Source organism: Shewanella sp. SM74 (assembly GCF_025653725.1).
GTDB classification, from domain to species: Bacteria; Pseudomonadota; Gammaproteobacteria; order Enterobacterales; family Shewanellaceae; genus Shewanella; species Shewanella oncorhynchi.
This window is the reverse complement of sequence record NZ_JAKKRZ010000006.1, coordinates 112,663-125,643: the sequence shown is the minus strand read 5'-3', so window position 1 is coordinate 125,643 and position 12,981 is coordinate 112,663. Positions and strand designations below refer to the sequence as shown.

Here is a 12,981-nt window from a genome sequence, read left to right as displayed (position 1 = left end):
AATTGATTTATGGCTTGGGAAGATTAATTATCAAAACGCGTAGCAGACCAGACTCGGCCTTCTCGCTTAAGCAGCACGACTTGAGTGCCTGAGGCAAACTCGATATCCGAAGTTTCGGGCTCGACTAAAACATAATGTTTTTGTTGATGTTTATCGCGAACGACGGCTTCAGAGGGCATGCCTTTAATTGCGCAACCTAAGGTGATAGTGCCGACATAGCCGCTAAGATCATCTAGCGAGATCGCACTCGATTCATTTTTAGGCAAATGATCTGCAAGCACTCGACCAAAATAACGGCAAGAAAATGCACTAGCGACAATAGCAATGGGTAAAGTGAACAGTTGCGGCAGTAAAAAACCGGCAAGACTAACACTAATAAAATTGACGATATAACCCGCAATCGCAAAACTGGTCAGCGCAAGCACAAACCAAATAAGTAATGGGAGTCTATTTAGACACAGCCAACCGGCAATGCCCGTGAGTCCACCCGCGCCCACATCAGCATCATATTCCACATCAGCAGGCACCCATTGGTCTAACGCACTTAACATGCTTAAACCTATGAATAATGCGAAGACTTCAAACACACCAAGGGCCAGTACGCAGGCAAAAGCTATGGTGTAAGGTAAATTAGGCTGTTCAACTAAAAACGCCCACATAATCATCTCCTTGAACAATACAGCATTCCATTTATTTCACTGTAATTATCGACTTAACCACAACAGAATAGCAAGGCAAGCACAATTTCCAAACTAAAAATTGTCCCTAAAACGGATTTTGACTATCGCTCTGCTGCGCCAAAATCGCGTGACCATCTTCGCTACTAGTTCCCTATAGAAAACCACTTTAACACTACAACTCCCTTTTTAGCTTAGCGCTAGCGCTGCAAATAGCCGCAATCGCCATATATGGCGTGGATGCCATTTATTCAGGAGCAATAAATGGCCTTGCCTCAAGTGCATTACTATCGCGTTAAGGTCAGCCCACTGAGTCCTGCATCTTTAGGTTGTTTGAGTATACTGTTGACGTCATTGTATTATCATCCTGTTATTGTTATTTATTCGCGCAGGATTTGATGCGCCAGAAGGGAAATTCCATGGACTCACCCAAGAGCAAAGTACCAACACCAAGTTACGATAAACTGACAGCACATTTTCAAAAAATTTCTCACTTTGAACATTTCAGCGCTCTAGGTGACTGGGATCAAGCAGCTATGATGCCTATGGGCGGTAATAGCGTTCGCGGCGATGCAATGGCTGAACTGGCGCGACATATCCACACACTCAAAACCTCAACCGTCTTAGCCGAACACTTACACGGCGCGACGGACGAATCTCTCACAACGGAACAACAAGCCAACCTGCGGGAAATGCAGTACCAATATCAACAGGCAAATTTAGTGCCCGGCGCTCTCGTGCAAGCCAAAACTAAAATGGCCTATCAATGTGAGAATGCGTGGCGTGAACAACGTAAAAATAATGACTGGCAAGGCTTTAAACCAAACCTCAAAGCCGTAATTGCACTTGCCAAGGAAGAAGCGCAGATCCGCGGCGAAGCCCAGAATATTTCCCCCTATGATGCCCTGCTCAATAAATTTGAGCCGGGAATGACCTCGGCAAAGCTAGAGCAAACCTTTGGCGGACTGAAAGATTGGCTACCGACACTTATCCAAGAAGTGCTGGCTAAACAGGCAAACGAGCCTAAGTTAACGCTAAATGGTCCCTTCGATGTTAGCGCGCAGCAAGCCCTTGGCCGAGACGTAATGGATTTTCTGGGGTTTGACTTTAACCACGGTAGGCTGGATATCAGCAGCCATCCATTCTGTGGCGGCGTGCCAAGCGATGTGCGGATAACGACTCGCTACAATGAGGCTGATTTCAGTAGTGCAATCATGGGCATAGTTCATGAAACAGGCCATGCCAGATATGAGCAAGGTTTACCTAAAGCGTGGCGTGGACAACCTGCGGGACTGGCGCGTTCTATGGGTATCCACGAGAGCCAGAGTCTATTCTGCGAAATGCAACTCGGGGCAAATCCGGCATTTTTACGCCAATTGCAGCCTAAAATTGCGCAACATCTTAATTGTCATTTTAGCGCCCAAGAATTAGCACAGCATTACACCCGCGTAGCGCCCGGACTTATCCGCGTCGATGCCGATGAAGTCACCTATCCTTGCCATATTTTACTGCGCTTTGAGGCAGAAAAAGCCTTTATCGACGGCAGCTTAACCGTAGAGGATTTGCCTGATTTTTGGTCGACGCAGATGCAACAACTACTGGGGATTAATACCGATGGCAACTACCGAGACGGTTGCATGCAGGATATTCATTGGGCCGTTGGTGAACTAGGGTATTTCCCAAGTTACACCTTAGGTGCCATGTATGCCGCTCAATGTCGTTTTGCGATGGAAAAAGCCTTAGGACCGATTGAAGCCCTAATCGATGCAGGCAAGTTGGACTCGGTATTCCAATGGCTGCGCGAGCACATTTGGTCTAAGGGATCCTTGCTCACCACCGATGAACTGATCCGCCAAGCAACGGGCGAAACCCTAAATGGTCAATATCTTGAGCGTCACCTGCGCCAACGATATCTGGGCATTTAACCGCTGCTAATGCTTATACCCAAGCTACCTGAAGAGTCGAGTTTCAGAACGCCTAGGGTGCTTCAATTCAAGGCGCATCAATGACAGAATGTCGGCCACCTTTTGAATTGATGCAACACGGAAGTGGAGTGCCCTAGGCGCTCCGTCCCGGCGGGTTTTAACGCACTTTATGCTGTGTTGGTTATTTTTAACTTAGCCCGCTAGGTCTGCAAATAACCGCCTTGCCTAAAGTGCGTTAAATTCCCGCTGAATCCTGTATCTTCAGGTTGTTTGGGTATACAAGCGCTGAAAGCTCAGTTTATACGGGTTTTTAAAGCGCTTTATATTGCCGCTGGAGCCTGCATTTTGAAGCCGCTTGAGGTTATAATGCCGAGCTTATTTGAATCAGGACTCTTTCCACGGAGTTCCTTCAACAGGACTCTTGAAACAGGATAAATGTCGGCCATGTTACTGCGTGCAATCACCCCAGAGGATTGGGATGCCATTTTAGCGATCCAAGACGAGTGTTACTCACAACTGGATCCTGAGCCACTGCACGTACTGCAAAGTAAATGGCAGGTATCACCTCAGTCCTGTTTTGTGTTCGAAGTGGATAAGTCGGTTGTCGGTTATTGCTTGGCTCACCCATGGACCGCCAATATGCCGCCCGCGCTATATCAGCCCATCACCCATTTACCCAAGGCTGATACCTTATACCTACACGATATTGCGATTTCGGCTAAAGCCCAAGGTTTAGGCGCTGGCGCTAAGGCGCTGACCCGCCTAACACTATTGGCGGATCGCTATAATCTCAATTCCTTATCCCTCGTAGCCGTACAAGGTGCCGACAGCTATTGGCTTAAAATGGGTTTTAAACCTAAGGCAATCGATAAATGTCTTGGCAGCTATACTGACGATGCTATGTATATGATTTATAAATTTAATCATAGAGATGAAAAATGAATCCAACCCTAACCACTATCGGTTTACTTTGCTTAAGTAATATTTTTATGACCTTTGCTTGGTACGGGCATTTGAAAACGCTAGGCTCAAAACCTTGGATTATTGCGGCCTTAGTGAGCTGGGGTATCGCCCTATTTGAATACTTGCTGCAAGTGCCTGCTAACCGTATCGGCTACACAGTAATGAATGTCGGCCAGTTAAAAATTTTACAAGAAGTCATCACCTTAAGTTTGTTTGTCCCCTTTGCCTATTTCTATATGAAAGAACCATTGAAGCTCGATTATCTGTGGGCAGGACTGTGCATCTTAGGTGCTGTGTATTTTATTTTTAGAAGTGAATTTAATTAATTTCAGACTTATTTCAGGAGAGCTCCCCATGGCCCGTCAAGTCACTTATACCTTCAAAGGTAAGACTAAAACTATCGCCTTTAGCTACGACAAACACCATGATTTATATGAAGCTGTGGCCGAAGCCGAAGGCATAGATCTGACCAAATTTTTGGCAATGGAACAACAAGTCGCCATGACATCTCGTAAAGGTGCTAAGGCTGAAAAAGAATTCAGGAAAGTAGAGTTTGCCCGCTTTGGTTTTAGCAATATCCACTTTGTCAGAGATGAAGAACCTGAAGCCTAGGCTAATGTATTAATTGTTTTTTGTATTAGCTGTAAGCACTTCAATAACAGGACACTGTAATGCTCAATACCGAACATGCTAACTTCCCCCGCGCAGGATTCTTCCGCCGCCTAGGCGCTGCAGTTTACGATTCGATGTTAGCAGTGGCCGTCTATATGGTTGCTGGCGCAATGGGCTTTGGGATTTTCTACGGCCTCACAGCTTCAGGACTGGCTGGCATGAATGGCTTTGAGCATGTCTCAGATGCACTCAATGGCACGCCGGTTTATCAGGGAATTTATCAACTCTGGCTTGCCTTGTGTGTCGGCACTTTCTACGCATTATTCTGGAGTAAGGGCGGTCAAACCTTAGGGATGCGCGCTTGGCGGCTTAAAATTCAACATCCTAATGGCCAAAACTTAAGCCTGATCACTGCCTATGCTCGCATCATTTGGTCACTGCTCGGCATTGGCAATTTATGGATTTTAATCAATGATGATAAACGCGCACTGCAGGATATGATGACTCGCTCAGAAGTGGTCGTGCTGTCTAAAGAAGCCAACCAAATGCGTAACTGGCATGGGGCATAAGTTTATTCTTAAGTAAATCCGAAATACAAAAAACGACGCAACAGCGTCGTTTTTTATGGGCTATTTTTAATTGACGGAATCCGGAGTAAGGAGTAATAAGCTGCGTATCATCGCCGGATAAAGTAGAAGGCAACGCCAGTAAACAACAAGCTTGGCGCAACAGCCCCCACATAAGCGGGTAGCTCATACACTATACTCATGGGGCCAAAAATCTCATTACTGATATAAAAGCTAAAACCTGCTACGACCCCAAGTAATACGCGCGCGCCCATAGTCACAGTCCGCAGCGGACCAAATACAAACGACAGTGCCACTAACATCATCACTGCGACCGTCACGGGTTGCATCACCTTGCGCCATAAAGCAAGCTCATAACGGCTGGGATCTTGACTGTTAGTTTTAAGGTAATCAAGATAACCGACCAGACCACGTATAGATAACGCCTCGGGTTTAATCGAAACCACACTGAGCTTATCTGGCGTTAAACTCGACTGCCATTGGTCTTCTTCAAGATACTCAAGCACGACTTTTTCATAGCTTAAATCAGTACGTTTAACGTCAAATAAACGCCAGCGATCTTGGGAAAATACCGCTCGGTCTGCGTGAACCACGTTGGTGAGCTTAAGTTCGCTATTGAATTTATAAAGCGTGATATTGCTGAGTTTATTGATGTTTTCAACTTCACCAATATTAACGAACAAATCACCATCCTTTGCCCAAATTCCACGATGGGACTTAATTAAACTCCCGCCAGAGAGTTTAACAGCTTGTAACTCATTCGCTTTTTGCTCAGCAATCGGTGCGCCCCACTCCCCTAAAACCATCACCAATAACATCAAAGGCACAGCAGTTTTCATCGCCGACATAGTGATCTGCAAACGTGACATGCCAGAAGCTTGCATCACCACAAGTTCGGAATTCGATGCCAACATTCCCATACCAATCAAAGCGCCTAGCAAGACGGCCATAGGGAAAAACATTTCAATATCCCGTGGCACTAAAAATAAAACATAGATGCCAGCATCCATCATGCTGTAGGTGCCACGGCCAACTAAACGCAGCTGATCAACCCATTTGATAATCCCTGATAAACCAGTCAACACCAGCAAACAAAGCGCTGAAGTGCTTAACAATATTCTGGCGATATAAAGGTCTAATATCTTCATGCTGCCACCTTCTTATTGGCAAACAAGGACGATATACGACTGAAAATAGGCCTATCTTTGCCGAGCAAGAATAACCCCATCAAGAGCGCAGAAACATGGATCCACCACATACCTAAATACAGTGGAATAATCCCATCTTGCAATGCCTTACGTCCCGCGACCATTAGTCCAAAATAGCCAAGGTACAAAAGAACTGCCGGGAACATCTTAGCAAACTTACCTTGGCGCACATTCACCCGCGCTAACGGCACAGCAATCAGTGTCATAATTGGAATCGCGAGTGGGATAGCAAGACGCCAATGGAATTCAGCCGCGGCTTCAGCACCTTCAATTTTCACGAGTTCATCAACGGGCAGTGCAGATAACTTACGGCGACGCTCATCAACTTGCTGCTCTTTAATTTGCATTTTATAACCACCAAATTCGATCATTTGGTAGTCCTTTGCCTTCGGGCTGCCTTGATAACGCACGCCGTCATTCAAGTTCAATTGTTGAGCACCTGAACTATCTTCCTGTACTCGTCCACCTTTAGCCACCACGACATTGGTCACGCCAGTTTCATCATCAGGATCTGGCAACTGGGCTACAAACACTTTATCTAACTCGTTATCTTTACCAATACGCTCAACAAATAATACCGCGCGACCATTGGGACTCGCCTGAAAACGCCCTTGGATTAAGGCAGCAAGACCCGCTTCGGACTGGGCTTTTTCGAGCACTTGGTTTTGCTGTTCTTCTGCCCAGGGGGCAACATAAAGCGATAAATAGCCAGTAAACAGCATATTGATCACGGCGAGGATCAGCGTCACGCGGGTGACATACCACTCACTAACCCCAACACCGTGGAGAATGACCATTTCATTTTCGGAATACATACGGCCGTGGGCCAGTAAAATACCCAAGAACAAACTTAGCGGCAGCACTAAGATCACCAGATAAGGCAAGTTAAGCCCAATCAGAGTCATGATTAAAGAGGCGGGAAAATCGCCGTCGGAGGCATCGGCCAGTATACGCACGAAATGCTGGCTAATAAAAATAGTTAACAGCACTAAAAGTACCGCAATTTGTGCCTTTAAAACTTCTCGAATAAGGTATTTAAATACAATCACAGGCAGGATCCGGTCTCTAAACTTATCTTTTTGCTGGTAACAGACTAACTTTCATGTAAACTGTTTACTTTTGATAGTTTTCTGACCAGCTTCAGGGGTTCTTGGTAAACTTAACGTCACGAAATGCGTGACTCAAGCGCCGAGAATAAATCACCTTTGGAGTAATAACTTAGGCCCTTTTCGGGACAAGCAGACATTATCCAATAAATATAAAAATTTGTCTTTAAGAATCTAGGAGTGCTCATGGAGTTTAGCGTAAAGAGCGGTAGCCCCGAAAAACAACGCTCAGCCTGTATCGTGGTCGGTGTTTATGAACCCCGTCGTCTGTCGGGTATCGCGGAGCAATTAGATAAAATTAGCGAAGGTTATATCAGTAACCTACTGCGTCGCGGCGATCTGGAAGGTAAACCTGGCCAGATGTTATTGCTGCACCATGTTCCTAACGTATTGAGTGAACGTGTATTATTAGTAGGTTGTGGCAAAGAACGAGAATTAGACGAACGCCAATACAAACAAATCATCACTAAGACAATCAACACCCTTAACGAAACGGGTTCAATGGAAGCCGTTTGCTTCTTAACTGAACTGCACGTGAAAGGACGCGATACGTATTGGAAAGTACGTCAAGCGGTTGAAACCACTAATAGCAGTCTTTATAGCTTTGATGCCCTGAAGACCCGCAAAGGTGAAACTCGCCGTCCACTGCGTAAATTAGTATTCAATGTCCCGACTCGCCGTGAATTAACCTTAGGTGAGCGCGCCATCGAGCATGGTATGGCAGTATCTGCTGGCATGCATTTATGTCGCGATGTAGCAAACATGCCACCGAACATCTGTAATCCAGCCTATTTAGCTTCTCAAGCTCGCCAAATGGCTGAAATACACGACACTCTGCATGTCACCACTATCGGTGAAGAGCAAATGGCCAAACTGGGCATGAACTCATACCTTGCAGTCGGTCGCGCCAGTGCCAATGAATCCATCATGACGGTGATGGAATACAAGGGCGCTGTCGATAGCACAGAAAAACCCATCGTATTAGTCGGTAAAGGGTTAACCTTCGACTCGGGTGGTATTTCATTGAAGCCTGGCGAAGCCATGGACGAAATGAAGTACGACATGGGCGGCGCAGCAGGTGTTATCGGCACCATGAAAGCCATCTGTGATATGAAGTTACCTATCAACGTTGTGGGTATTCTGGCTGGCTGTGAAAACATGCCATCGGGTAATGCTTACCGTCCAGGTGACATTCTGACCACTATGTCAGGTCAAACCGTTGAAGTGTTAAATACCGATGCGGAAGGCCGTCTAGTCCTATGTGACGTATTAACCTATGTTGAGCGTTTCGATCCTGAATTAGTTATCGATACTGCAACCCTGACTGGCGCGTGTGTGATTGCCCTTGGTAAACACGCATCGGGTCTGTTCTCATCGCATAACCCTCTGGCACACGAGCTATTAAGTGCCGGTGAGCAAAGTGGTGACCGCGCATGGCGCATGCCATTGTGGGATGAGTATCAAGATATGCTCGACAGCCCATTTGCTGACATGACCAACTTAGGTGGCCGTCCTGCTGGAGCTATCACTGCAGCATGTTTCCTTTCGCGCTTTGCTAAAAAGTACAACTGGGCTCACTTAGACGTTGCAGGCACAGCTTGGAATAGCGGTGCTAACAAAGGTTCTACGGGCCGTCCAGTGCCACTATTGACTCAGTTCCTGATCAATCGTGCTGGCGTCGAACTCGGCGAATAACCAACTATCCGGCCTTAGTGTGTTAAAGGCTCGATAAATGAAAGGCGAAGATGAAAATCTTCGCCTTTTTTATTTTCTTAATTTAATCAGAAAATCGATTTCCTGAATAAATTAAGAAAATAAAAAAACTGAACAACTAATGGTTTTAGAATCATTTTTCAAAGAGTTATAGTTCTACCCTCTTCATCTCCAACGGTTTGAAAGCATCCCATTAAGTCCCGCCAGACAGTGATAGATAAAACCTCACCGTAAGGTTTGCCCTAAGCATTAACCCATACTGACTTTTAGTGTAAACTGCTGCTCTCGTTCGCCACTAAAACAAGTGAAGCAAGGCATTGAAATCATGACTCAAGTGCTGTTTTATCTTATGCCGCCAGTGGCATCGCCTGCCAAAACCAAGGCTGATTCACCTGTTGCAACCGCGAATGCGAACCCTGCACTTTGCGAGATGCATCTTCTGGCATGCCAACTGGCGCAGCAGGCTTTTGTGAAGCAACAATGGGTCTATATCCATTGCCAAGATAAACAGCAAGCCCATGCAATTGATGAACTTTTATGGCAGTTTGAGCCAAGTGCCTTTGTACCCCATAACCTCAAAGGTGAAGGCCCGATGACGGGATCGCCGGTTGAAATCGGTTTTGATCGCCTCGGCGCCAACAAAAGTCGCCAAGTTCTGATTAATCTTGCAGACCAAGCGCCCCCATTTGCGGTAAACTTTGGCCACATTATCGATTTTGTTGCCAATGACGATCAGCATAAAGCGGTCGCTCGCGAACGTTATCGACAGTATCGCGGCTTAGGGGTCAATTTACAGACCCAAGACTTAGCAACACATCCACTTAATTAGTTTGAGACAGACACGTTCCCATGGAAAAAACATACGATCCGCAGTCCATCGAGCAAACGCTTTACCAAAATTGGGAAGAGCAAGGTTACTTCAAGCCACACGGCGATGAATCCCAAGGCAATTATTGCATCATGATCCCGCCACCAAACGTGACGGGCAGCTTGCACATGGGCCACGCCTTCCAAGACACCATTATGGATACTTTGACCCGTTACCAACGGATGAAAGGCAAAAATACCCTATGGCAAGTCGGTACTGACCATGCGGGTATCGCCACCCAAATGTTGGTTGAGCGTAAGCTTGAAGCCGAAGAAGGCAAAAATCGTCATGACCTAGGTCGCGATGCCTTTATGGATAAAGTGTGGGAATGGAAAGCGCAATCGGGCGGCACTATCACTAAGCAGCTACGTCGTATGGGCGCTTCTGTTGATTGGGACCGCGAGCGTTTCACTATGGACGAAGGCTTGTCCAAGGCCGTGCAAGAAGTATTTGTACGTCTGTACGAAGACGAGTTGATTTATCGCGGTAAGCGTTTGGTCAACTGGGATCCAAAGCTGCACACAGCTATCTCTGATTTAGAAGTGGAAAGCAAAGAAAAACAGGGCCACATGTGGCATCTGCGTTATCCACTGGCCGACGGTGAACTGACCGCCGATGGTAAAGACTATTTAGAAGTCGCTACCACGCGCCCAGAAACCATGCTCGGCGACAGTGCGGTTGCAGTGCATCCCGATGATGAACGCTATCAAGCGCTGGTCGGTAAGTTTATTCTGTTGCCGATTGTTAACCGCCGCATTCCTATCGTGGCCGACGATTACGTCGACATGGCCTTTGGTACAGGTTGCGTGAAGATCACCCCGGCCCATGACTTTAACGACTATGAAGTCGGTAAACGTCACAACCTACCCATGTTCAACGTGCTGACCTTAGATGCCGCCATTCGCGTGAGCGCCGAAGTGGTGAACTCTGACGGTACCTTTAACAAAACGCTCGATGGCAGCCTGCCTGAACGCTTTGCCGGACTTGATCGTTTTAAAGCCCGCGATGCTATCGTCGCTGAATTTGACACTTTAGGGCTGCTCGAAAAAATCGCGCCTCACGCCTTGAAAGTGCCTTACGGTGATCGCTCCGGTGTGGTTATCGAGCCGATGCTGACCGACCAATGGTATGTAGCTGTTGCGCCAATGGCGAAAACCGCTATCGAAGCCGTTGAAAATGGCAGCATTAAATTTGTGCCGCAGCAATACGAGAACATGTACTTCTCGTGGATGCGCGACATTCAAGACTGGTGTATTTCGCGTCAATTGTGGTGGGGTCACCGCATCCCAGCTTGGTACGACGAAAACGGCAAAGTCTATGTCGGCCGCAACGAAGCCGAGGTACGTGCTAAGCACAATATTGCCGACTCAATGACATTACGCCAAGACGAAGACGTACTGGACACTTGGTTCAGCTCAGCCCTGTGGACTTTCTCGACCTTAGGTTGGCCTGACAATTTAGAAGATTTAAAAACCTTCCACCCAACCGACGTGTTGGTGACAGGTTTTGACATCATCTTCTTCTGGGTTGCCCGTATGATCATGATGACCATGCACTTCATCAAAGATGAAGACGGTAAACCACAAGTCCCGTTCAAAACCGTCTACGTAACCGGTCTTATCCGCGATGAAGCGGGTAACAAGATGTCAAAATCTAAGGGCAACGTACTCGATCCATTAGACATGATCGACGGTATCGGCCTTGAAGATCTCGTTGAAAAACGTACCGGTAATATGATGCAGCCACAACTGGCCGCCAAGATTGAAAAGAGCACTCGCAAAGAGTTTGCTGACGGTATAGAAGCCCACGGCACTGATGCACTGCGCTTTACGCTTGCGGCAATGGCATCAACGGGTCGTGACATCAACTGGGACATGAAGCGCTTAGACGGTTACCGTAGCTTCTGTAACAAGTTATGGAACGCCTCACGCTACGTGCTGATGAACACAGAAGATCAAGATTGCGGCCCAGGTTCACCAGAGCACAAAGGTGGCGAGATGGAGCTGTCGTTGGCCGATCGCTGGATTATCGGCTTGTTCAATCAAACCGTTAAGACCTTTGACGATCACATGACAGCCTATCGTTTCGACTTAGCGGCCAATACCCTGTATGAGTTCACTTGGAACCAGTTCTGTGACTGGTACTTAGAGTTAACCAAACCGGTATTGCAAAACGGCAGCGAAACGCAAATGCGCGGCACCCGTCACACCTTAGTGACAGTACTCGAAGCGATGCAACGCCTGATGCACCCTATGATGCCGTATATCACTGAAACCATTTGGCAGCGCGTTAAACCGTTAGCCGGTATCGCAGGTGATACCATTATGCTTGCGCCGTTCCCAACATTTGATGCCGCTAAAGTCGATAGCGCAGCAATGGCCGATTTAGAATGGGTTAAGCAAGTGATCGTAGCGGTGCGTAACATTCGCGCCGAACTGAACATTGCCCCATCTAAACCGCTAAATGCCCTACTTCGTGGTGTTAGCGCGCAGGATAAAGCCCGTGTAGAAGCGAACCAAACCTTCTTCACTACGCTTGCCCGCTTAGAAAGCATGACCATTTTAGCCGATGGCGAAACTGCGCCTATGTCGACCACAGGTTTGATTGGCGAAATGGAGCTACTGATCCCTATGGCAGGCTTAATTGATGTCGCCGCCGAAATGGCCCGTATCGACAAACAGCTTGAAAAGCTCGGCCAAGAGATCGCTCGCATCGAAGGCAAATTATCGAACCAAGGTTTTGTGGCAAAAGCTCCAGCCGAGGTTATCGACAAAGAGCGCGCCAAGATGGCCGATCTCAAGCGAGATATGGACAAACTCAATGAACAAAAATCTGAGTTCGCTAAGTTAGAAGCTTAAGCTTCTCATTTACTCTGATTCACTTGTTATGATTGGTTCTAACTGAATGAAGGGCAGCCACTTGGCTGCCCTTCTTGTATCTATATCACTGCAATCTATGATCAATTATGAGCCTTAATCTACGCTCTTGGGCCAGATGCCGCATTGAACCCGAGTCAATTCTAAACACTGCCATTTAACCTACGGCACAGTATTGAAACCACCTCACCATTCATCCTCATCATTCCCCGTGATCTATCGCTCATGAGCTCACACGTAGCCCATCGCTGCCTACATGAGTAAACTGCACACATGTAGGCTAAAGAACAGCTAATACCTCTAGAGACAGCGCTGAGAGACTGATATGGGTATCCAATGTCGTCTTAGACTCTCAACACAGGCAAAAGCAGATTCTTCAGTGAGTTGAACCTAAGAAAGAGAAGTGTTTAAAGCGAAATGGCTAAAGATAGCGACACCGAAGATAC

Annotated in this window: 11 protein-coding genes; 8 read left to right on the top strand and 3 right to left on the bottom strand. The window is 46.9% G+C overall.

The window, feature by feature from the left end; all coding sequences use genetic code 11:
• Positions 1 to 23 precede the first annotated feature (23 nt).
• On the bottom strand, positions 24 to 659 hold the full coding sequence (locus L5M49_RS08415; protein ID WP_028761348.1) for a YqiJ family protein: 636 nt from the start codon (positions 657 to 659) through the stop codon (positions 24 to 26).
• A gap of 437 nt (positions 660 to 1,096) precedes the next feature.
• Between L5M49_RS08415 and L5M49_RS08410 the strand changes: the two genes are divergently transcribed.
• The 5 genes from L5M49_RS08410 (at position 1,097) to L5M49_RS08390 (ending at position 4,746) form a co-directional block, all read left to right on the top strand.
• Positions 1,097 to 2,602 carry a carboxypeptidase M32 gene (locus L5M49_RS08410; protein WP_263265823.1) on the top strand — a complete coding sequence of 502 codons (1,506 nt, stop codon included), beginning with the start codon at positions 1,097 to 1,099 and terminating at the stop codon, positions 2,600 to 2,602.
• 444 nt (positions 2,603 to 3,046) lie between these two features.
• Positions 3,047 to 3,544 carry a GNAT family N-acetyltransferase gene (locus tag L5M49_RS08405; protein ID WP_113939489.1) on the top strand — a complete coding sequence of 166 codons (498 nt, stop codon included), beginning with the start codon at positions 3,047 to 3,049 and terminating at the stop codon, positions 3,542 to 3,544.
• Entirely contained in the window at positions 3,541 to 3,891 is a 351-nt protein-coding gene (locus L5M49_RS08400; protein WP_006082592.1) for a DMT family protein, read from the top strand. Before L5M49_RS08405 ends, L5M49_RS08400 begins: the two co-directional genes overlap by 4 nt.
• 28 nt (positions 3,892 to 3,919) lie before the next feature.
• The gene (locus L5M49_RS08395; RefSeq protein WP_006082593.1) at positions 3,920 to 4,177 is read left to right on the top strand and encodes a DUF2960 domain-containing protein; all 258 of its coding nucleotides are present in this window, start codon (positions 3,920 to 3,922) and stop codon (positions 4,175 to 4,177) included.
• A gap of 59 nt (positions 4,178 to 4,236) precedes the next feature.
• A complete protein-coding gene (locus L5M49_RS08390; protein WP_028761351.1) occupies positions 4,237 to 4,746 on the top strand; it encodes an RDD family protein in 510 nt (169 codons plus the stop codon).
• A gap of 107 nt (positions 4,747 to 4,853) precedes the next feature.
• Here the strand turns inward: L5M49_RS08390 and lptG are convergent, their stop codons facing one another.
• Complete coding sequence (gene lptG / locus L5M49_RS08385) at positions 4,854 to 5,912, bottom strand: LPS export ABC transporter permease LptG (protein WP_105251819.1); 1,059 nt, start codon at positions 5,910 to 5,912, stop codon at positions 4,854 to 4,856.
• Positions 5,909 to 7,021 carry an LPS export ABC transporter permease LptF gene (gene lptF, locus L5M49_RS08380; RefSeq protein WP_113939369.1) on the bottom strand — a complete coding sequence of 371 codons (1,113 nt, stop codon included), beginning with the start codon at positions 7,019 to 7,021 and terminating at the stop codon, positions 5,909 to 5,911. The genes lptG and lptF overlap by 4 nt, the downstream gene beginning before the upstream one ends.
• A 243-nt stretch (positions 7,022 to 7,264) precedes the next feature.
• Between lptF and pepA the strand changes: the two genes are divergently transcribed.
• The 3 genes from pepA to L5M49_RS08365 all read left to right on the top strand — a co-directional run bounded on the left by pepA (position 7,265) and on the right by L5M49_RS08365 (position 12,517).
• Entirely contained in the window at positions 7,265 to 8,773 is a 1,509-nt protein-coding gene (pepA, locus tag L5M49_RS08375; protein WP_006082597.1) for a leucyl aminopeptidase, read from the top strand.
• A 343-nt stretch (positions 8,774 to 9,116) separates the two neighbouring features.
• Complete coding sequence (locus tag L5M49_RS08370; protein WP_263140268.1) at positions 9,117 to 9,620, top strand: DNA polymerase III subunit chi; 504 nt, start codon at positions 9,117 to 9,119, stop codon at positions 9,618 to 9,620.
• A gap of 20 nt (positions 9,621 to 9,640) precedes the next feature.
• The gene (locus L5M49_RS08365) at positions 9,641 to 12,517 is read left to right on the top strand and encodes a valine--tRNA ligase (protein WP_263265822.1); all 2,877 of its coding nucleotides are present in this window, start codon (positions 9,641 to 9,643) and stop codon (positions 12,515 to 12,517) included.
• The last annotated feature ends 464 nt before the right edge of the window (positions 12,518 to 12,981 follow it).

What these genes read in the sequence shown, in the direction of transcription:
- L5M49_RS08415 (WP_028761348.1), bottom strand. Translation starts at nt 659, where the DNA reads ATGTGGGCGTTTTTAGTTGAACAGCCTAATTTACCTTACACCATAGCT.
- L5M49_RS08410 (WP_263265823.1), top strand. Translation starts at nt 1,097, where the DNA reads ATGGACTCACCCAAGAGCAAAGTACCAACACCAAGTTACGATAAACTG.
- L5M49_RS08405 (WP_113939489.1), top strand. Translation starts at nt 3,047, where the DNA reads ATGTTACTGCGTGCAATCACCCCAGAGGATTGGGATGCCATTTTAGCG.
- L5M49_RS08400 (WP_006082592.1), top strand. Translation starts at nt 3,541, where the DNA reads ATGAATCCAACCCTAACCACTATCGGTTTACTTTGCTTAAGTAATATT.
- L5M49_RS08395 (WP_006082593.1), top strand. Translation starts at nt 3,920, where the DNA reads ATGGCCCGTCAAGTCACTTATACCTTCAAAGGTAAGACTAAAACTATC.
- L5M49_RS08390 (WP_028761351.1), top strand. Translation starts at nt 4,237, where the DNA reads ATGCTCAATACCGAACATGCTAACTTCCCCCGCGCAGGATTCTTCCGC.
- lptG (WP_105251819.1), bottom strand. Translation starts at nt 5,912, where the DNA reads ATGAAGATATTAGACCTTTATATCGCCAGAATATTGTTAAGCACTTCA.
- pepA (WP_006082597.1), top strand. Translation starts at nt 7,265, where the DNA reads ATGGAGTTTAGCGTAAAGAGCGGTAGCCCCGAAAAACAACGCTCAGCC.
- L5M49_RS08370 (WP_263140268.1), top strand. Translation starts at nt 9,117, where the DNA reads ATGACTCAAGTGCTGTTTTATCTTATGCCGCCAGTGGCATCGCCTGCC.
- L5M49_RS08365 (WP_263265822.1), top strand. Translation starts at nt 9,641, where the DNA reads ATGGAAAAAACATACGATCCGCAGTCCATCGAGCAAACGCTTTACCAA.